We start from the raw sequence: 20,762 nt of genomic DNA on the forward strand, positions 1-20,762 counted from the left end.
ACAAATTACTATTTACAGGCCTTTAATTAGGCCTGTAAAATTAATCTCATTTATTAGCTGTTATTTATAAAACCTAAAGTAGTAAACTTAATAATGTTTTTTTTAATTTTTAAAAGATTTGTATTAGGTTTAATAACCTTATTTATTGTATCTTTAATTACCTTTGTAGGAGTTGAGATTCTTCCAGGTGATGCTTGTACTTCTTATTTAGAGAGACAAGCCTTTGGTGAAGCTTTAGAAGCATGCATTAAAAGATTAGGGTTAGATATACCAGCATATCAGAGATATTTATCCTGGGCTTATAACGTTATCCAGGGAGATTTTGGTTATTCATTAAGTGGAGAAATGCAAATTAATGAAGTTTTAGGACCAAGAATAAAAAATTCAATGGTTCTAGCGTCAGCTGCAATAATTATTGGAATACCTTTAGCTCTAATACTTGGAATAATCACAGCTCTTTGGAGAGATAAACTGCCAGATATAATTATTTCAACAATTGCAATATTTTCAATGACCATTCCAGAATTCATTAGCTCTACTTTATTAATTTTGATAGTTGCTATTTGGTTAGAATGGTTACCTGGAATAGTAATTGTACCAAGCGACGTTACCTTTTTAGAATTACTACCAAATATAATTTTACCAGTAATTGCTATTGCAATGATAATGACTGCACATATGGCTCGTATGGTTCGGTCAAGCGTTATTCAGGTAATGGCGACTGATTATATACAAATGGCAATTTTAAAAGGAGTACCATATTGGAGAATGGTTTTTAAACATGTTTTACCTAATGCATTATTACCAGCTATTAATGTTGTTGCTTTGACTATTGCCTGGTTATTAGGAGGAGTGGTTGTTACCGAGGTTGTCTTTAATTATCCAGGATTGGGAAGATTAGTAATTGAGTCTATATCTAATAGAGACCTACCAGTTGTTCAAGCTTTAGGTATTATTCTTGCATCTATTTACGTTAGCATAAACTTTATAGCTGATTTATTAACATTAATGCTGAACCCAAGATTAAAAACATTACAAACTAGAAAATAAATATGGAAACTAATAAAGATATCTTTGAAGAAAAACCTAAAAGTTCTTTAGCAAAAGTTTCAGAGATATTATCAACAATGGCTTCAAAGCCATCTGGTTTCATTGGTTTAGCAATTTTAATTTTTCATGTAGTGTTAGCAGTTACTAGTCCTTGGGTTGCACCTTATGATTACAAGTCAATTAATCCTACGTTAATGTTACAAGCACCATCATTAGAATATTGGTTTGGAACAGATAGTTTAGGTAGAGATGTTTTTACCAGGACTATATTGGGAGGAAGAACCGCTCTCACTGTAACTTTTTTTGGTTCAATTATTGCTCTTTTGTGGGGTGGTCTTTTAGGAATTTTTTGTGGTTTAGTTGGTGGTAGGATCGATGACATAGTAATGAGAATAGTTGATGCATTTTTATCGATACCATGGATTTTGGCCATGTTGTTGATTGTTTCTCTTCTAGGAACATCAACTGAAGTATTAATACCAGCACTTGGTTTTTTTTACGGAAAAGGAATAGTTCGAGTTGCGAGAGCTGCCACACATGATGTAATTGCTAAAGATTTTATAATTTCTGCTAAAGCTAGAGGGCATAGCAATCTTTCAATTATTTGGAACGAAATATTGCCTAATGTTAGAGATGCCATTTTAGTTGAGGGAGCTATGAGATGGTCTTGGATGTTATTAGGTTTTAGCTCATTATCATTTTTAGGTTTTGGTGTAAGTCCACCCACACCTGACTGGGGGTTAATGATATCCAATGCAAGAGGATTAATGTCCTTCGCATGGTGGGCAGTAATTTCACCAATAATTGGATTAAGCACATTAATTATAGGAATAAACCTAACAGCAGATGCGTTTGCTAAAGCATTAGGTATTGATAGATCAACCAAAGCTCCAGTTTAATATTATGGAAAATCACATTCAAATAATTAAAAATCTATCAATAGGATTTAAAAGTCAAAAAGGTAAGCAAATATCAATTCTAAGAAATATAAGTACAAATATTAAAAAAGGTGAAACTGTAGGTATAGTAGGAGAGTCTGGTTCAGGAAAAAGCACTCTTGCATTAGCAATGATGGGCTATATTAAAAATGGTTTATTTGCTACTGGTGGAGAATGTTTGTTTAAATCTTCAAATCTACTCAATATGAATAGTAGAGAGCTAGAAAAAGTAAGAGGTAGAAAAATTGCAATGATCCCTCAAAATGCTGGTCAGGCGTTAACACCCAATCTTAAAATTGGATATCAAATAGAAGAGGCTCTTAGGCTTCATACTAATTTAAACAAGATTGAGATAGAAGAAAAAATTTCTGAATTATTAAATAAAGTTAGACTACCTTCACCAAAAATTATGGCTCTAAGATATCCACATGAGCTTTCAGGTGGGCAACAACAACGTGTTGCAGTTGCCATGGCACTTGCTGGAAATCCTGAGTTGTTATTGCTTGATGAGCCAACTACTGGATTAGATGTAACTACCCAAGCTCATGTTTTGGAACTTTTAAAAGATATAGCTAAAGATACGGGAACATCTATGGTTTATGTTAGTCATGATCTTGGTGCTATAGCTCAAGTTTGTGACAGAGTAATTGTAATGTATGCTGGTGAAATAGTATTAGAAGGACCAGTCAGAAAAATTTTAAAAGAACCAATCCATCCATACACATATGGATTATTAAAATCTATTCCAAAACTTTCCTTATCTGGCCTTCCAGACTCAATGCCAGGTAGCCAACCTCAACCAGGACATTTAGGAGAAGGTTGTACTTTTTACGATAGGTGTGAATTTTCAGATAATAAATGTAAAGATAGCGTTCCTAAATTAGAATATATTTCAGAGATAGATACTAGTGTGAGATGTTTTCATCATTCTCAATTAAGTTCAAAAAAAAAAGAGCAAAAAACAAAAAATCAAAAAAAGCAAGAAATAAAGATTGATGAAATTTTGAAGTTAAAAGGAGTTTCAATATCTTATGCAAAACAGGGATTTTTAGATCAATTTTTAAATAAAGTTACCGATTCTAATCCAACTGTAAAAGATATAGATATCAATATAAATAAAGGTGAGACTATTGCTTTAGTTGGAGAGTCTGGCAGTGGTAAATCTACAATTTTAAAATCAATTGCTGGATTATTAAAAACTAAAGATGGCAATATTACATTTAATAAAAAAAATATATTATCAGGTGATTTAAAAGAGAGGAGCTCAGAAGATCTTAGATCAATCCAATTAATTTTTCAAAACCCAGATGAGTCATTAAACCCTAATCATACTGTTGAACAAATCTTATCCCAACCCTTAAAATTATATTTTGGCTTAACAGGTAGCAAACTCAAATCTAGTATTGTTGAGTTGCTCAATAAAGTTAGACTTGGTGGATTCTATATGAGCAGATACCCTAGACAATTATCTGGTGGTGAAAAACAGAGAGTGGCTGTTGCTAGAGCTTTTGCAGCAAAACCAGATATTATCTTATGTGACGAGGTAACTTCTGCTTTAGATGTTTCTGTTCAAGCAGCTGTATTAGATTTATTACAAAAACTAAAAGAAGAGTCAGGGACTACCTATATATTTGTTTCGCATGATCTTGCAGTTGTTAAAGCTATCAGTGATAGGGTTGCTGTTTTATATCAAGGAAGGTTATGTGAAATTGGACCATCAAAAAATGTTTATCAATTTCCTTCTCATCCTTATACAGAAGTTTTAATAGGTGCTGTGCTTGAGCCTGATCCAGATATTAAGCCCAAGTTAGTTGCTGATGATATAGTTGAGGAAAAACCACCTGAAATTGGATGCTCTTTTCAAGGCAGGTGTCCACGAATAGTAGGTGATAAATGTAAAAATGAAACACCCCCATGGCAAATCGGAGAAAATGGCAATGCTATTAGGTGCCATATAAATATAGAAGAGTTAAAAAGACAACAAGCTTTGTAAGAAAATATTTTATTTTATTCCAAGCACTCTTTCTCTGTAAAAAACAAAAAGACCACTTGAAATTATTATTAATAGACCAATAATAGTCCAACTGTCAGGGAAATGATTAAATAAAAGATATCCATAAATTGTATTAGTCACAACTTCAAAATAACTAATTGGGGCTAATTTTGACGCTTCAGCATATTTAAAAGATAATATTAATAAAAAATGACCAACAAGAGTTACGACTCCTATTAAAGAAAGCAAAAGCCATTGAGCCAATGTTGGTGCAACCCAAACAAAAGGAATTGTAAAAGACACTGCAAAAGTTCCAATCAATCCCGTAATTAAAAGTGTTAACATAGAGTTATCAGATACACTTAGCTTACGAGTTATGATTGAATAAAAAGCATACATTGTTCCTGCAGATAAAGCTGCTAAACTTCCTATATCTAATGGTATATATCCAGGCCTAATAACAATTATCGCACCAGTAAACCCAATTATAACTGCGCTCCATCTTTTTATTCCAATTTTTTCAGATAAAAAAATTGAAGAAAATATGATTACAACTAATGGAGAAACAAAGGATAATGTAAGTGCTTTTGAAAGTGAAATGTGAGAGATAGCATAATAAAAACAAATATTCGTACCAAGCAAAAGTAAACCTCTTATTAATTGAAGCTTGGGTTTCTCCGTCCAAACAAAGTTTTTTTTAAAGAAGAAAAATAGGACAGGTAAAATCAATAAGACCGTAAAACAATGTCGTGCCCAAATTATTTGAAAAATAGGAATTTCAGCAGATAAATATTTTGCAATAGCATAGTTCAGTGGAATTACTGTATGGGCTATTAAATTTAAAATTATTGCTCTCATTTAAATAATTTAATATAAGTTTTCTCTAAATTATGGAAATTAAAAAAGTAGTAGTTATAGGTTCGGGTACAATGGGTAGTGGTATTGCAGCACAATTATGTAATGCCAATATTCCAGTCACTCTATTAGATTTAACTACTGAAATAAGTGAAAAAGCTCGTGAAAGAATTCAAAAATCTAGACCACCACTATTAATTGATAAATCAAAAATTAATAATATTAATGTTGGAAACATTAATGATAACTTTAATTTAGTTAACGAAGCAGACTGGATTGTGGAAGCTGTTGTTGAAAGAATAGATATTAAGCATCAAATTTATGAAAAAATTTTTAAAGAAAGAAAAGCAGGATCAATAGTATCGTCTAATACTTCATCCATACCAATTAGCATTCTATCAGAAAAACTATCTACAGAAGATAAAAAAGATTTTTGTATAACACATTTTTTCAATCCTGTGAGATATATGGATTTACTAGAAATTGTTAAAAGTGAAAATAATGATTTTGTAAAAATTAATTCTTTAAAAAAATTTTGTGAAGAAGATTTAGGAAAAGGTTCTATTGTTTGTAATGACACTCCTGGTTTTCTAGGAAACAGAATAGGAGTTTATGCGATGCAAGTAGCAATGACTGAAGCTTTTAGAATGAAACTTTCTATCGAAGAGGCAGATGCTATTTTTGGAAGACCAATGGGGATTCCCAAGACAGGAGTATTTGGATTATATGATTTAATTGGAATAGATCTAATGGCAGATGTGCTTAAGAGTTTTATAAAAGAACTTTCAAAAGAAGATGAATTCCAAGAAGTTGCCAAAGAAATATCGCTAGTTAAAAAATTAATAGAAACTGGCTACACTGGACGTAAAGGCAAAGGTGGCTTTTACAGAATGAATAAAGTTGAAAATAAGAAAATTTTAGAAGCAATTAACTTAGAAACAGGTGAATATTCTCCAACAAAAAAAATAAATATTAAATTTGATAAACCAGGCTTACAAAGTTTAATTAATAGAAAAGATAAGTATGGAGATTATGCATGGTCTGTAATTTCAAAAATAATTAAATACGCCTCATCATTAGTTCCAGAAATAACTGATGAGTTTAATGATATAGATGAGGCAATGAGATTAGGTTTCAATTGGAATAAAGGCCCTTTTGAAATGCTTGAGGAAATTGGAGTTAATAATTTCTTTGATAAAATAGAAAATTATAAAGGAAATAAGTTTTTAGAAGATTTAGCTGTAACAAAAAATGAAAATTTTCATGGGGTAAGACAAAAATATACAGATATTGAAACCCTAGGAAAAGTTAAAAAGACAGCCACTAATATTGATGGGAATAGTTCAGCAAAAATTTATCGATTTAAAGATTATAATATTGTTGAATTTACAACTAAGGCTAATGCACTTGATTATAACTCAATGGATGCTCTAAAAAAAGCCACTGATAAACCATTAATAATAATCAATGAAAGTATGCAGTTTTCAGCTGGGGTTAATTTGAGCTATACAATGGAATTTGCTGAAAAAGGGGACTTTAAATCTATAGAAAAATTTGTAAGATATTTTCAGGAAACATGTAAAAATCTTAAGTATTCTAATCATCCTGTTGTATCAGCGCCATCAGGCTTAACATTAGGGGGAGGCTTTGAAGTTTTAGTTCATAGTAATTTTGTAGCATCACATACCAATATTGTTATTGGTTTAGTAGAGACAATGGTTGGATTAATTCCAGCCGGTGGAGGATGTAAAGAGATGTTAGCAAGATGGTTAGAAACTGAAGAAGCTAAAAATGATCCTCATTATGCTCCATTAAAGGTATTTGATATTATAGGATATGGTAAAACTGCAACTTCTCCAGTTGAAGCTGAACCTATGAAATATTTAAGATCAGAGGATAAGAAGATAATGAGTAGAAATAGCTTACTAGAAGTTTCAAGGAAAATTTTAGAAGAAAATAGAGACTTTAAACCTCCAGCTGAAAATACATTTAAACTTCCAGGAAAAGTTGTAAAAGATGAAATGATTAAACTTTTAGATAAATTATATAATGAAAAAGTAATTCTAGACCATGGAATGAAAGTTGCAACAGAGTTAGCAAATGTTCTAAGTGGAGGAGACACCACAATAGACAAGACTTTATCTGAAGAAGATTTGTTTAAACTGGAGCTAAATGCTTTTATGACATTGATTGAAACAAAAGAAACACAAGATAGAATTAAACATACTTTAACAACAGGAAAACCTTTAATCAATTAAGCTAGAAGTTCTCTAATATTCTTATCTAATTTTTTTTCAAAATTTTTATCATTACCTGGATTTGCTACACAATGTCCATAAGCTGAGTCAACAGGCCTTAATAATGATTTTTTAATAAATCTTTTTTCAAATTCATTCTCTTCTGTTCTAAAATATAAATCTTGATTGCAGGGCATTAAAATTGTCTTTGCTCTTATTGATTTAAGCGCCCTAATATAATCACCTTTATATATTGGATTTTTACTAATATCATTTAATTGCCAAGTTTTTAATTTACTTAAAAGGTTATTAGCATCCCAATTTTTTGCATGATCATTAGCCCAATCTTTAAGTAAATCCTCTACATTATTAAAACCAAATTTGTTATAAAGTTTTTTTCTATAAAAATCTTGAGAGAAGGCCCAACCAGCATATACACGTCCAAAGGCTTTTAAGCCATCAACTGGTTGTTTTTTATAATTCCCATTGTTCCAATTTCTATCTGTTACAAGAGCTGCTTTTACACCTTCTAAAAAAACATGATTATGTATTGAAGTTTTTGATGATGCGCAAAAAGGTAAAATTGCTTTGACCATCTCAGGATATTGAGCCGCCCATTGATATGATTGACATCCAGCCATAGACCAGCCTGTTACTAGTGCAATCTTTTTTATTTTAAGTTTTTCATTTATTAATTTTTGCTGACAATAAATATTATCCCAGAGTGTTATTTCAGGAAATTGAGAACCACGTTGTGATTTAATAGTATTACTTGGTGACGTTGAGAAACCATTGCCAAACATATTTATTGAAATAATAAAATATTTATTTGGATTTATTGCCCTATTTTTTCCAATAAAACCTTCATTACGAATATGAGTGCCTGTATAAAATGTTGGAAGTACAATTACATTTGAATGATCTTTATTAAGCTTACCATAAGTTTTATAAATTAATTGGGTAGACTTTAAGATTTTACCAGATAAGAGTTTAATATTTCCTAAGTTAAACTCCTGATAATCTTTCATTAATAAAGTCTAAGATACTCTTTTACTTCCCAGTCAGTAACTGCTTGATGGTATCGTTCCCATTCATCATTCTTATAAGCTAGTATTGATTTTTTCATTACTGATCCCAAGACTTCATCAGTTAGTTTGTCATTTTTTAGAGCTTCAATCGCTGACAGCAGGTTTCTAGGCAATCTCTTAATTCCAAGTTTTTTAAACTCACTCTCTGACATATTATATAAATCTTGGTCAGTTGGTTTCCCTGGATGTATTTTGTTTTCAATTCCCTCAATTGCTGCTGAAATTGTCATTGAAAGTGCCAGATATACGTTCATTGTCATATCTGCTGCTCTATTTTCAATACAATATCTATTTTGAGGTAATCTAAATTGTGCAGACCTATTATTATGTCCATAAGTAATATTTGTTGGAGCCCAAGTTACAGTTCCACCTTCAAAACCACCAACTCTTGGCACTAATCCGTTGTATGAATTTACAGTTGAGCAAGTAATGGAAGTTATTGCTTCAGCATGTTTCATTAACCCACCAACAGCAAAGATTGATTCTTTAGACCATTTATTTCCACCATCAAAAACATTCTTTCCATTTTTATCTACCATTGAAAAATTAATATGAGCTCCTGATCTCCAGTCACCTATAGTAGGTTTTGGCATAAAGGTAATAAACATATTATTTTTTTTAGCTATTTCTTTTAAAAGAATTCGAAGAAAAACTAATCTGTCTCCCATCTCTAAAAGGTTGGTGTAATGAAAATCTAATTCAAATTGAGAATAAGCTCCTTCTGCTACAACATCATGGATCATCCAACCTAAATCATTTAAGATATCTATTAGCTCTTTTAAAAAATGCATAGAGTCTAATGTGTGCTCTACATCGTAGCCAAAAGCTTGACGTCTAGGTCTAAGACCCTTTACTGGATCATTATCAATAGCTTTAACAGGTTGGCCATTTTCATCATACTTCATTGCAATAAACTCTGGTTCTATTCCTGCCATTCCTTTGTATCCTGCATCTTGAGCTTTTTGCATTGCTCGTTTTAACGCCTGTCTAGGACAAACATTGTATGGTTTATCTTCCCAAAAAAGATCTGCAAAAATAATAGCAGTAGTATTGTCCCATGGACAAATATAAACAGCATCTAAATCTGGTAACATGACCTGATCAGAGTCTGCAGGAGTAAGTTCAGGTACAAAAGAAATTGAATGAACGGCAAACTGAGGCCCTTTACCCAAACATAATGGTTCAAAATCAGTCATTGGTACAGGCTTTGATTTTGGTATACCATGGAGATCAATCCAGCTAGATAAAACATATTTTACACCAGCCGCTTTTAATCTTTTATGAACAGAAGGTATTTTTTTTCTATTACGTTCAACTGCATCTTTAAAGTTTTCATAATAAATTTTTTCATTCTTACTCATATTGATCTCCTTTAGCTTTACTATTGTGGCATATCTTCAGGGTCTATTCCTGGTACGAATGTAATACCTGCTTGTTGTTTCCAATCATGAGGATAAGCAACGTAAAATATTACACACTTTTCGTCACATTCATAAGCAATATGATTATCTTTTGGGATATAAAGCACATCTCCAGGGTTACAAATATAAGACTCACCATTACATGTAAGGCGAAAAGTTCCTGTCATACAATAGATGATTTCATCACAAGTTAAATCCCACGGTATAGAAGCTTTGTTTAAAAAATTTAAACCTCCGCACATTGTGTTACTCACTTTGCTGGTCACAAAAGGCTTAATGTAACTTTTTCCTGGCTCTAAAGTATGAAGTCTATTTTCAATATCTTTAAATTTATATAATTGTGGTTTTTTTGACATTTATCTCCCCTTTCTATTTATACTTTTACTGGTTCATTTAACTCGACTTTGTATCCATCTGGATCTTCACAAAAGGCTATTATTCTAGTTCCGTGCTTCATAGGGCCTGGTTTACGAGTAATATTTATGCCTAATTTTGCAAGATCATCACAAGCTTTGTAAACATCTGGTGTTTCTATGCAAACATGTCCCCATCCATTACCCTTGTCATAATCATCTTTTTGGTCCCAGTTACAGGTTAGTTCTAAACATGGCGATTCTATTTCAAGACCATAACCAATAAAGGCATTAGTAAATTTCCCATCTGGATAGTCTGTTTTTCTTAAAATTTTCATCCCTAAAGTTTTGCAATAAAAATCAAAAGACGCTTCTAAGTTTTTAACTCTGATCATAGTGTGAGCAAGTCTGTAACCCTCCAGGTTAATTTCTTTAGACATTTTTTACCCTTTTTGTTATTTTAAAAGATCTTTTAATAGAATTAATTATAAGTTTTTGAAAAGCTTGAACTCCTTTTTCCCATACAGGAGATAAAAGCCCACCATTATTAGATGCTGGAGAAGATCTACCTTCTTGTAACCTTTCACACATTTCATGATCTTCTTTATGAACACTCCACCAAATATCCTTAGTTGCTTGAATTTCTTTTTTAGTCATCACTTTATTATCCATAGTATAGATTATCCTTTTTTGTGAAGTTATGCCTGGACTTATAGGAATATTTAAATAAACACCAACTTGATTTGGATAATAAGTCCCCATTATAAAATTTGGAAAAAGTGATAAGTATCTTGAGGTAACAGATAAAGCATTGTAATTTTTTTCATCTTCTTGTTCAACATCAACACCACTTCCATAACACTTACCATCAACAAAGGTGTAATGATCCTTTAAGGGTTGATTTGTTGTTGTTTTATGGACAAACTGAACATGATAAGGTTCAATAAAATTTTCAATAAGAAATTTCCAATTAGTATTTATTTTACCAAAATCTAAAGTTGCGATATAATTTAACTTTGTTAAATCAATATCATTAAATCTTTTTATAAGTGGTTTAGCATATTCTTCAAATTTTTTTGCTTTTCCATTAAAATTTATAAAAATCCAATCATGCCAAATATGAGTTCTAATTGGCTTTAATCCATGATCTAAAAAATTAAAACCCTCAGGTTTATGTTGATTTGTACCACCTATATGTGGTGCAGCCTTTAATTCTCCTTTTAAATTATAGCTCCATGCATGGTAAGGACATTTAATAATTTTTCCTACATTCTTTTTTTCATCAACTAGTTTTAAACATCGATGACTACATACATTATGAAAAGCAGAAATTTTGTTTTCTAGATTTTTAACAAGAAATATAGGCTTGCTTGCAATGGATAAAGGAATTATATCACCAGGATTTTTAAGCTCATGAACTAGACCAACAAACAACCAATCATCAGATAAAACTGTATTGCATTCTTTTTTCCAAAAACCATCATCAGTATAAGATTCTGGAGGTAACCCAAATATAGTATTTAAATTTTTTGGTCTTTTAATTTTAGTAAGGACTTTCTCTTTTGACATTTGATCTTTAATTTAAAATACTAAATTATTATATTGAAAACCTTATTTTAGAATATTAAGGTTTACAATAGAATAGTTTTAATGAACAAATTTTATGGATAAACAAAATTTTAGAAGCCAAGACTTTAGAGGCTACAAGCAATCAATAATTTCAAAGATTGACGAAGATTTAGCAAGAACAGGTTCCAAGACTTCCTGTGGAGAATATCTAAGATGTTATTGGCACCCTGTAGCTTTAACCTCTGAAGTTAGTGAAACGCCAAAAGAAATCCGTATTTTAGGCGAAGATTTAGTTATATTCAAAACTACCATGGGAAATATAGGCTTAGTTCATAAAGCTTGTCCCCATAGACGTGCATCAATGGTTTATGGAAAAACAGAAGATAAAGGTATTAGATGCTGTTATCATGGATGGTTATTTTCTCCAAATGGAGAAATTCTTGAAACCCCAGGAGAAGATCCAGATTCTAAGTCTGCAACAAAAATAAGAGAAACGTTTAAACTTGGTGCTTATCCAGTAATTGAATTTAATGGATTAGTATTTTCTTATTTAGGACCAATGGATAAAATACCAGAATTTCCACAATATGATGCGTTTGAAATACCTGGAAACACATCCAGTCCATATCGTATAAATTATAATTGTAATTGGATTCAGGTGCTTGATGCAATTATGGATCCTGTCCATACTTCTTTTTTACATGGACAAAGTTCTGGAATTCAATTTTCTGAAGGTTTTGCAGAGGTTGGTGAAATAGAATTTTATGAAAGAGGCATACAATACCTTGGCTGCAACACTAGAAGAATAGATGACAATGTATGGATTAGAGTAAATGAATTAATTTTGCCCAACTTTACTCAAGCTGGTGCAGCGTTTGCCGCAGATGGAACTAAGAGTAAATATTTTGGTAGAAGTTCTTTTACAAGATGGGTAGTGCCTGTTGACGATCATCATTGTGTAGCATTAGCATGGGCAAACTTTGGTGAGAGAGGCGATCCTATAGAGTATAATAATCAAGAAGGGTTTGAAAAGATTGAAGCTGGTGAAATCGCAAATAGAACTCTGTTAGAGCAGCAAAAAAGTCCTGGTGATGCAGAGGCAGTAGAAGGAATGGGATCAATCAGCACTCATAAAGGAGAACATTTAATGCCAACCGATCAAGGTGTGATGATTTATAGACGAAGAATAAGAAAGTTAAGTAAAGATTTAGAAGAAGGAAAAGACCCACCACAACCACAAATAAAAAAAGGTGAAATTGTAAGAACAAATGGGCAAGATACAGTGTTAAGAGCACCAAAAAGAAATAAAAATGATAAAGAATTTGTTAAATCAATTTGTTCATCAGTAATGAAAATGCAGTTTGATTTAGAGAATATGCCACTGAAAGAAAGAGATAGTGCTATAATAAATAATCTTCATAAAATGGAAGAAAGAGGAAACTTTGATGGGCTATAAGAAAATCAAGATTCACGTTAAGAATAACCATGGACGACCAGGAACATTTCCAAGTGACCTGGAGGGTGAAAAAAATTTCACTATAACTAAAGAGCATATTGATAATGCTTTAGAGAAAGAACCCGGTATTAAAGAAAAAATAGAAGTTTTTATTGATTGGGATGAAGATAATTTTAATTCATCTATATCTAATTCAGAAATCTTACTTACTTATGATTTTCCAACAAAAAATCTTAAAAAAATTGCACCAGATTTAAAATGGATACATTGTACAGCTGCTGGGGTTGAGCATATATCACCTTTCAAATGGGCACCAGATGAATTGATAATAACAAACAGTAGTGGTGTACATGCTAAGAAAGCAGGTGAATATGGTTTAATGAGTGTTTTAATGCTTCAAAATCATATGCCCAAGATTATAACAAATCAAAAAAATAAAGAATTCGTATCTTTATTCAGCAATCCAATAGCTGGTAAAAATATTGTTTTAGTAGGTACTGGTTCGCTAGGGTCTTCCATGGCGATGCTTGTTGAACCACTTGGTGTAAATATCATTGGTGTAAATAAAAAAGGTAAATCTGTGGATGGGTGTAAAAAAATTATAACAATTGATAAATTAGATTCAGTGCTACCAGAGGCAGATTTTTTGTATCTTGCATTACCAGAAACTCCTGAAACTATAAATTTGATTGATAAAAAAAGATTAGATTTATTAAAACCAACTTGTGGTATTGTAAATATTGGTCGTCAATCAGTATTAGATTATGATGCGCTGTGTGAAAAACTTAATAAGAAAGAAATAGCGGGAGCAATACTTGATGTATTTACTCCAGAACCGATTGAAAGTAACTCAAAACTTTGGCATACCCCAAATCTTGTAATTACTCCCCATGTTTCATCTGATGATAATGGCAATTATGTAAAAATGACCCTCGATTTATTTGTAAAAAATTTAAAACTTTTTATAGAAGATCAAGAGTTAGTTAATCAGATAGATAAAAATCTAGGTTATTAAGATAGATAGCTTAAACTTTCAAAATAATTTAATTCAGTATTCTAAAAGTATTAATAAAGTCAGGTCTCAATATATACTCAGAACGATTTTCATATTTTATTTTTTTTAAAATCTCCAAACCATAGATCACTCTCCCAATAGGTATATACTCAGCTTCAAATAAGGCCTCATCTTGTAAAATTATAAAAAATTGTAGAAAAACTTTACAATGAAAAAATAACTCATGAGCACGGTGTTACAGTTGCAAAGGAATTAGCCCATGTCCTGAGTGGAGGAGACACAACCACTGATAAAATTTTATCAGAAGATGATTTATTTAAATTAGAATTAGATGCATTTATGAGATTAATTGAAACACAAGAAACTTAAGATAGAATTAAATACACACTTGCAACAGGAAAACCTTTAATTAACTAATATCTTTCGTCTTCTACTTTTTTTAACTCATTTTCTAATATTTTTTCTTTTTTTTCTTGTATTACTTCTTCTTTTTTAAATTCTATTATCTTTTCACTTTCCTCTTTTTCTCTAATTAGTTGGTCATTAAATTTTTTAATTAATTCTTCTTCTTTTGCTATTTGCTCCTTATCAAATTTCCTTTCCCATTCTTTTATTCTCTCTTCTTCATCTTTAATTCTTTTTTCTTCGAGAATTCTGGCTTGAATTATTTTTTGTTCTCTTAAATTTTCTAATCTTATTTCTTCTTCTTTTAATTGTAACTCTTCTTGAATTTTTCTTTGATTGAGGTCATTTAATCTCAATTCCTTAAGTTCTTCTATTTCTAATTGTTCTTTCAGTCTAAGTTGTTTTTCTTTTTCTCTTAACTCATCACCTTCTTTTAATATTTTTATTTCTTTTTCTCTTAATCTTTCAGCCTCAATTTTTTTGATATTTTGTTCAACTTCTTCAAGTTTTTGGGTTTGATAATTTAATTTATGTTCTTCTTCATTTAATCTTTGCTCATCTTTTTTTTGTTTATCAATTTCAATATTCTTTAATCTTTCTTCCTCATCTTTTATTTTCTGTTTAGCTTCACGGACATTCTGTCTCTCAAGAGCCATTAATTTATCGTTTTCAATTTTGGCTTCTTGTTGCTCTTGTCTTATTCTTTGCTTTTCAAAAAATTCTAGTCTTAGTTTTTCTTCTTTTAATTTTAAATCATCTTGTCTTGCTTTTTCTTCTTCCTCATCTCTTAGTTTTTGCTCTGAGCTTTAATTCTTTGAGCTTCAAGTTTAATTTTTTTTCTTTCAATTTGTTGTTGTTGTTTTATAATTTTTATTTTCTGTTTTTCTTGTTTCTCTATTTTTTGTTTTTCTTCCTTTATTAGATTTAATTCATTTTGTTTAATTAATCTTATTTCTTCATTTTTTTGTTTTTCTTGTTCTAACTTTTCTTTTTTTAATTCTTTAATTTTTTCTTCTTTTAATAATTTGATTCTATGTAGTTCTTTTTGTTTAGCTCTTTCTTTGAAGTTCTTATACTTTTCTGCCAAAGATAAGGATGTAATTCTCTTAAGAATTTTTAGAGGATTGTCGATTATTTTTTTTTTACTTAAACTTAATTTTTTTTTGAAAACTTTTTTTAATGCTTTCATAATAAATTAATTTCATCAAAATTTAACTAATTAAAATACGGTAAATATTGGTGTAAATTTTAATATGCTACCTATATCTACAAAATATAAAAACTTTACTGACTAAAATGGGTTCAATTTGAGGTTTTATCTTTTATTTATTCAGCATTTTAAAAGAATTAATGAAATCAGGTCTCAATATATACTCTGAGCGTCTTTCATATTTTATTTTTTTTAAGACTTCTAGACCATAAAGAACTTTACCAACAGGTGTATATTCACCTTCAAATAATGGCTCATCTTGTAGAATTATAAAAAATTGACTGTCTTCTGTATCGTTCTTAAATGTTCGGGCTAACCCGACACTGCCTTTAGTGTAATTAAAGCTACTATCGATTTCTGATTTAATTGTACCTAAACCTGATTTTCCAGTACCAATTTTTCCATAATCTAAATTTCCTTTTTTTCCAAACTCTAGGTCACCAGCCTGAATGAGTTTATTTTCAATTACTCTATGAAAAGCAATATTTTCATAAGCATTCGATTTAATTAAAGTAATAAATCTTTGAACGGCATTTGGTGAAATATTTGGATAAAGTTCTATAATTACATTTCCACAAGGTGCATTTAAAATTGCAATATTATTTGGCTTCTTAAATGTAATATCTTTTGGATCAATATCTTTGACAAATAAACATTTATTTTTAACTATAAAATATGTCCAGAAAGTTGTGATACCTAATAAAATTAAAAAAACAAAAATAAATTTTTCTGATTTAGAGGCTTTAATTTTTTTTATCATCAAAAAATAAAAGAATTATCTATTTCCATTATTTTATTTTCAATATATGAAATTTTATTATTTAAAATAGGATCTGATTTACGAATTTGGTTGATTTCTTTTTCCTTTAAGTAGATCATGTGTGAATAAACTTCTGCCATATCTTCTGAGGCTGTGGACTTAGAATATTCTGTGAAAAAACCTTTTGTTTCTTGGTATTGCTCTAAGCTTATTTTTTTTGTGCATGTAGAACATTCAGCATATTTAAAGTTAGAATTATTAAATTTAATCCACTCTTCTTCGTTAAAAATACTTTTATGTTGAAGATATATTATATGAAAAACCTCATGATGAATTACTCTTTCAAAGTAATCTTCATTAAATTTAATATCCAGTATTAATGTTTTCATTACATTATCTGGAATGCCAGCCGTATACAACTCTGAGATAGATAAATTTTCACACATAACAATATATTTGAGATTAATTTTTTTTAAATAATTATAAGAATATCTACTAAGATTTTTATGAATAATTTTATATTTTGCATCTAAATCTTTTTTATTTGAATCTGAACAAACAACATTTTTTTGAGTACCTAGCCTAAAAGGTCTGACAGCATAAAAATACTTAAGTTTATTTTTAGTATTTATTTCATAAATTTCTAGGTTGGGTATTTTGATGAGATTATAGATAGAATTAGCTTTAAGTGGTGTAATGAAAATAATTGATAGTAAAATTGCTCTTATTACGTTCATAATTATAAAGATAGAAGATATTCCATTATAAAGAATGTGATACATTCTATTTATAAATGAAAAAAGAAAGAAATAAAAACCCTATTCAGCCTGTTAGTGGAACTAAAGTTCCCTAGATTTGCTGGACCATCTACATTTGCTAGATTGCCAGAATTAAGAGAGATGCTGAAAGCTGCGATGTAGCCATTGTTGGAATACCATTTGATGCTGGGACAAGTTATAGACCTGGGGCAAGATTTGGTCCAATGAGTATTAGGCAAGCATCTAGACATTTGAGAACTAACTATCACCCTAGTTATGATGTGGAACCTTTTAAAGTTCAGCAAGTAGCTGACGCAGGAGATATAACTTGTAACCCATTTAATATAGATGAGGCTATTAAACAAATAGAAGAGGGTGCCAATGAATTATTAGATAAAGTTGGTGGTATTATTAGTTTAGGTGGAGACCACACGATTGCTCTTCCATTACTAAGAGCTATTAATAAGATGAATAATGGACCGGTTGCTTTAGTACACTTTGATGCACATTTAGATACCTGGGACACTTATTTTGGTGCTCCTTATACGCATGGAACACCTTTCAGGAGAGCAAGAGAAGAAAATTTATTTTTAGATGATGCCTCGATGCATGTTGGAATAAGAGGACCACTTTATAGTAGGGACGATATTAAAAATGATGAAGAATTTGGTTTTAAAATTATTCACTGTGATGAGTTCCAAACACAAGGAATAGATAAAATAGTAGAAAGAATAAGGAAAAGAGTAGGCAATAATCCACTTTACTTATCAATAGATATAGATGTTCTAGACCCTGCTTTTGCACCAGGAACTGGTACACCAGAGATTGCAGGCATGACTACTAGAGAAATGGTTAATGTGATAAGAGGCCTATCAGGTTTAAATTTAATCTCAGCAGATGTTGTGGAAGTTTCTCCTGCATATGATCATGCAGAAGTTACGTCTTTAGCAGCAGCAACGATTGTTTATGAGTTAACTAATTTGTTTGCAAAAGTTAAAAGATAAGATATTTTTCAAAAATGCTTGATAAGAAAAAATTTTACATTAACGGTGAGTGGGTTTCTCCAAAAAGATTAAACGATTTAATAGTAATAGATCCCTCAACAGAAGAAGAGTGTGCAGTTATATCTTTGGGTGGAGTTGAAGATGTAAATGCTGCTGTAAATGCAGCCACAAAAGCATTTGAAACTTGGGCCTTTTCAACTAAAGAAGAAAGATTAAAATATTTAGAAAATTTGTATGAAGTTTATAAAAAAAGATGGGCAGATATGGCAAAAGCCATTTCTCTTGAAATGGGATGACCCCTATATGATTTTTCAATACAGTTACAAGCAGGTACAGGGGCAAGTCACATAAAATCTTATATAAAAGTTTTAAAAGAATATACATTCGAACAAAATTAGGGCCTCATGCTTTAAATAATAATATTATACATGAGCCAAAGGAGTTTGTGCTTTAATTACACCATGGAATTGGCCAATGAATCAGACTTGTTTAAAAGTAATTCCTGCAATAGCAGCTGGTTGTACAATGGTGTTAAAACCATCTGAGATAGCACCTTTGTCATCTATTATTTTGGCAGAAATGATTGATGAAATTAAATTACCAAAAGGCGTGTTCAACCTAGTTAACGGAGATGGGGCCATTACTGGAAATGCATTAACAAGTCACCCTGATGTAAATATGATTTCATTTACAGGATCTACTAGAGCTGGTGCGCTAATTTCTCAAAATGCAGCAAGTGACTTTAAAAGAGTAAGTCTTGAACTTGGAGGGAAGGGTGCAAATATTATATTTAAAGATGCAGATCCTGAAGCAGTTGAAAGAGGTGCATTAAGATGTTTTAGAAATTCTGGACAATCTTGTAATGCGCCAACAAGAATGTTGGTTGAAAAATCAATTTATGAAGAAACTGTAGAAAGAGTAAAAAGCTTTGCAAATTCAATGAAAGTTGATGTTGCTACAAAAGAAGGTGATCATATTGGACCTGTGGTTTCAAAAGCACAATTTGATAAAATTCAAAAATTAATTCAAGTAGGCATAGATGAAGGTGCTAAATTAGTTGCTGGGGGAACCGGCAAACCAGACGGTCTTGACAAAGGCTATTTTGTAAAACCTACAGCATTTGCAGATGTTAACAATCAAATGCAAATTGCAAGAACAGAGATATTTGGTCCCGTTTTATCAATTATACCTTTTGAAACAGAGGAGGAAGCTATCGCTATTGCTAATGATACTCCTTATGGATTATTAAACTTTATTCAAACGCAAGATCAAGAAAAAGCTAATAGAGTGGCTAGAAAATTAAGATCAGGAATGGTTGATATTAATGGTGCAGGCTTAGCACCTGATGCACCATTTGGTGGGTACAAGCATTTGGGTATCGGCCGTGAAGCTGGTAAATTAGGTTTAGAGGAATATTTAGAGGTTAAGGTAGTAAGCGGTTGGAACGATTAACTCACAACAGAATTATTTTTTATTCCTTCAAGTAAATTTAAACATTTTTTTAGCTCATCAAGAATTATAAATTCATCAATTTTATGTGCTTGCTCAATTGAGCCAGGACCACAAACCACAGTACTTATTCCAATTTCCTGAAATAATCCAGCTTCTCTGTCCCAAAAGAAACAACTTCTCTTGTATTGTCACCAGTTAGACTTGAAACTAATTCGCAAGCATTAGATTTTTCAACTCTGTCAAAACCCACCACTTCACCAATAATATTTTTTCTAATGGAAGAGTTGGAAAAAACTTTTTTCATGTCAGGCAAAAGTATTTCGTTTGCATATTTATCTAATTCTGAATTTAAAAAAATACCATCTTCCTTAACAACTGGTCTTGTTTCCCAGTTAACATGACATTTATCTGCAATTACATTGTGTGCTATACCACCAAAAATTCCACCTATTGAAAGTGTTGAGTGTGGAGGGTCAAAAATTAAGTCTTTAGGAGCTCTTTCTTTAAGTTTTCTCTTAATTCAATTAATTTATTAATATATCTAGAAGCGTATTCAACAGCACTAACACCTTTATGAGGTGCGGAACTGTGTCCAGCTAAACCCTCAAAGTAAGTTGTGTATTCATAGCACCCCTTATGTGCGTCTATGATTTTCATGTTTGTGGGTTCACCTATAATGCAAATACCATCCTTAACCTCTCTTTTTTTTAATTCTTCAATTAAAATTGGAGCACCTATGCACGCAGTCTCTTCATCAAAAGTATAAGAAAAATGAATGTCTCTATCTAAATTAGCTTTTGCATAAATTGGTGCAAATGCCAACGTACAAGCAATAAAGCCCTTCATATCACAAGCACCTCTACCAAAGAGCTTGTCATTTTTTATTGTTGCTACAAATGGATCTGTACTCCATCCTTTTGAAACAGGAACTACATCAGTGTGGCCAGACAAAATTATTGGCTTTTTATCACTTGGATGTTTAGCTTTTAATGTTGCAAAAAGATTAACTCTTTTTTTTTCATCATCAAAAGTTTTAAATGATGTGGCACCAAGTTTTTTTAGAATTTTATCACAATAGTTAATCAAGGAATTGTTATCTCCTCCAGATATTGTCTTGAAACTAATTAAATCAGTTAAAATCTTAATAGAATCATTAAATAATTGATCTGTATTATTTTCTGTACTCATAAATATGATT

The 20,762-nt window shown here is 30.9% G+C and carries 17 protein-coding genes and 3 pseudogenes; 8 read left to right on the forward strand and 12 right to left on the reverse strand.

Annotated elements, in window-relative coordinates:
• Positions 1-93: 93 nt before the first annotated feature.
• From ABXT58_RS01625 to ABXT58_RS01635, 3 genes are read left to right on the forward strand one after another with little or no spacing between them, the layout of a single operon-like run.
• Entirely contained in the window at positions 94-1,050 is a 957-nt protein-coding gene (locus ABXT58_RS01625; protein WP_415304308.1) for an ABC transporter permease, read from the forward strand.
• Between the two features lie 2 nt (positions 1,051-1,052).
• The gene (locus ABXT58_RS01630) at positions 1,053-1,949 is read left to right on the forward strand and encodes an ABC transporter permease (protein ID WP_415304309.1); all 897 of its coding nucleotides are present in this window, start codon (positions 1,053-1,055) and stop codon (positions 1,947-1,949) included.
• A gap of 4 nt (positions 1,950-1,953) precedes the next feature.
• Positions 1,954-3,981: an ABC transporter ATP-binding protein gene (locus ABXT58_RS01635; protein WP_415304310.1), complete on the forward strand. Its 2,028-nt coding sequence runs from the start codon at positions 1,954-1,956 to the stop codon at positions 3,979-3,981.
• A gap of 9 nt (positions 3,982-3,990) precedes the next feature.
• On the opposite strand, the gene ABXT58_RS01640 is transcribed toward ABXT58_RS01635, so the two are convergent.
• A complete protein-coding gene (locus tag ABXT58_RS01640) occupies positions 3,991-4,839 on the reverse strand; it encodes a DMT family transporter (protein ID WP_415304311.1) in 849 nt (282 codons plus the stop codon).
• Between the two features lie 32 nt (positions 4,840-4,871).
• Here ABXT58_RS01640 and ABXT58_RS01645 point away from each other — a divergent pair, with 32 nt between their 5' ends.
• Complete coding sequence (locus ABXT58_RS01645; RefSeq protein WP_415304312.1) at positions 4,872-7,094, forward strand: 3-hydroxyacyl-CoA dehydrogenase NAD-binding domain-containing protein; 2,223 nt, start codon at positions 4,872-4,874, stop codon at positions 7,092-7,094.
• Here ABXT58_RS01645 and ABXT58_RS01650 read toward each other — a convergent pair.
• Genes ABXT58_RS01650 through ABXT58_RS01670 form a run of 5 tightly spaced genes read right to left on the reverse strand, consistent with a single transcriptional unit; the run spans position 7,091 to position 11,504 of the window.
• Complete coding sequence (locus ABXT58_RS01650) at positions 7,091-8,101, reverse strand: alpha/beta fold hydrolase (RefSeq protein ID WP_415304313.1); 1,011 nt, start codon at positions 8,099-8,101, stop codon at positions 7,091-7,093. The genes ABXT58_RS01645 and ABXT58_RS01650 overlap by 4 nt on opposite strands.
• Entirely contained in the window at positions 8,101-9,522 is a 1,422-nt protein-coding gene (locus tag ABXT58_RS01655) for a glutamine synthetase family protein (protein WP_415304314.1), read from the reverse strand. The genes ABXT58_RS01650 and ABXT58_RS01655 overlap by 1 nt, the downstream gene beginning before the upstream one ends.
• Before the next feature lie 20 nt (positions 9,523-9,542).
• On the reverse strand, positions 9,543-9,938 hold the full coding sequence (locus ABXT58_RS01660; protein WP_415304315.1) for an AraC family ligand binding domain-containing protein: 396 nt from the start codon (positions 9,936-9,938) through the stop codon (positions 9,543-9,545).
• A gap of 17 nt (positions 9,939-9,955) precedes the next feature.
• Positions 9,956-10,375: a lactoylglutathione lyase gene (gene gloA / locus ABXT58_RS01665; protein ID WP_415304316.1), complete on the reverse strand. Its 420-nt coding sequence runs from the start codon at positions 10,373-10,375 to the stop codon at positions 9,956-9,958.
• Positions 10,368-11,504, reverse strand: coding sequence for an aromatic ring-hydroxylating oxygenase subunit alpha (locus ABXT58_RS01670; RefSeq protein ID WP_415304317.1), 1,137 nt, complete (start codon positions 11,502-11,504; stop codon positions 10,368-10,370). The genes gloA and ABXT58_RS01670 overlap by 8 nt, the downstream gene beginning before the upstream one ends.
• Before the next feature lie 94 nt (positions 11,505-11,598).
• Here ABXT58_RS01670 and ABXT58_RS01675 point away from each other — a divergent pair, with 94 nt between their 5' ends.
• Both ABXT58_RS01675 and ABXT58_RS01680 read left to right on the forward strand, forming a co-directional pair.
• Positions 11,599-12,960, forward strand: coding sequence for a Rieske 2Fe-2S domain-containing protein (locus tag ABXT58_RS01675; protein ID WP_415304318.1), 1,362 nt, complete (start codon positions 11,599-11,601; stop codon positions 12,958-12,960).
• Complete coding sequence (locus ABXT58_RS01680; protein ID WP_415304319.1) at positions 12,950-13,975, forward strand: D-2-hydroxyacid dehydrogenase; 1,026 nt, start codon at positions 12,950-12,952, stop codon at positions 13,973-13,975. Before ABXT58_RS01675 ends, ABXT58_RS01680 begins: the two co-directional genes overlap by 11 nt.
• A gap of 28 nt (positions 13,976-14,003) precedes the next feature.
• Here the strand turns inward: ABXT58_RS01680 and ABXT58_RS01685 are convergent, their stop codons facing one another.
• The 5 genes from ABXT58_RS01685 to ABXT58_RS01705 all read right to left on the reverse strand — a co-directional run bounded on the left by ABXT58_RS01685 (position 14,004) and on the right by ABXT58_RS01705 (position 17,087).
• A complete protein-coding gene (locus ABXT58_RS01685) occupies positions 14,004-14,159 on the reverse strand; it encodes a hypothetical protein (RefSeq protein ID WP_415304908.1) in 156 nt (51 codons plus the stop codon).
• A gap of 229 nt (positions 14,160-14,388) precedes the next feature.
• Positions 14,389-15,036 (reverse strand): hypothetical protein, encoded by a 648-nt coding sequence (locus tag ABXT58_RS01690; protein ID WP_415304320.1) that lies wholly within the window; start codon positions 15,034-15,036, stop codon positions 14,389-14,391.
• A gap of 131 nt (positions 15,037-15,167) precedes the next feature.
• A complete protein-coding gene (locus ABXT58_RS01695; RefSeq protein WP_415304321.1) occupies positions 15,168-15,569 on the reverse strand; it encodes a hypothetical protein in 402 nt (133 codons plus the stop codon).
• A gap of 133 nt (positions 15,570-15,702) precedes the next feature.
• Positions 15,703-16,350 carry a peptidylprolyl isomerase gene (locus tag ABXT58_RS01700; protein WP_415304322.1) on the reverse strand — a complete coding sequence of 216 codons (648 nt, stop codon included), beginning with the start codon at positions 16,348-16,350 and terminating at the stop codon, positions 15,703-15,705.
• On the reverse strand, positions 16,350-17,087 hold the full coding sequence (locus ABXT58_RS01705) for a putative zinc-binding metallopeptidase (RefSeq protein WP_415304323.1): 738 nt from the start codon (positions 17,085-17,087) through the stop codon (positions 16,350-16,352). Before ABXT58_RS01705 ends, ABXT58_RS01700 begins: the two co-directional genes overlap by 1 nt.
• Positions 17,088-17,143: 56 nt before the next feature.
• Here ABXT58_RS01705 and speB point away from each other — a divergent pair.
• Positions 17,144-18,112: pseudogene (speB, locus tag ABXT58_RS01710) on the forward strand (agmatinase).
• Between the two features lie 14 nt (positions 18,113-18,126).
• Positions 18,127-19,564: pseudogene (locus ABXT58_RS01715) on the forward strand (aldehyde dehydrogenase family protein).
• Here the strand turns inward: ABXT58_RS01715 and argE are convergent.
• A pseudogene (gene argE, locus ABXT58_RS01720) lies at positions 19,561-20,752 on the reverse strand (acetylornithine deacetylase). The pseudogenes ABXT58_RS01715 and argE overlap by 4 nt on opposite strands.
• Between the last annotated feature and the right edge of the window lie 10 nt (positions 20,753-20,762).

It is taken from the genome of Candidatus Pelagibacter sp. Uisw_090 (genome assembly GCF_047717845.1).
Lineage (GTDB): Bacteria > Pseudomonadota > Alphaproteobacteria > Pelagibacterales > Pelagibacteraceae > Pelagibacter.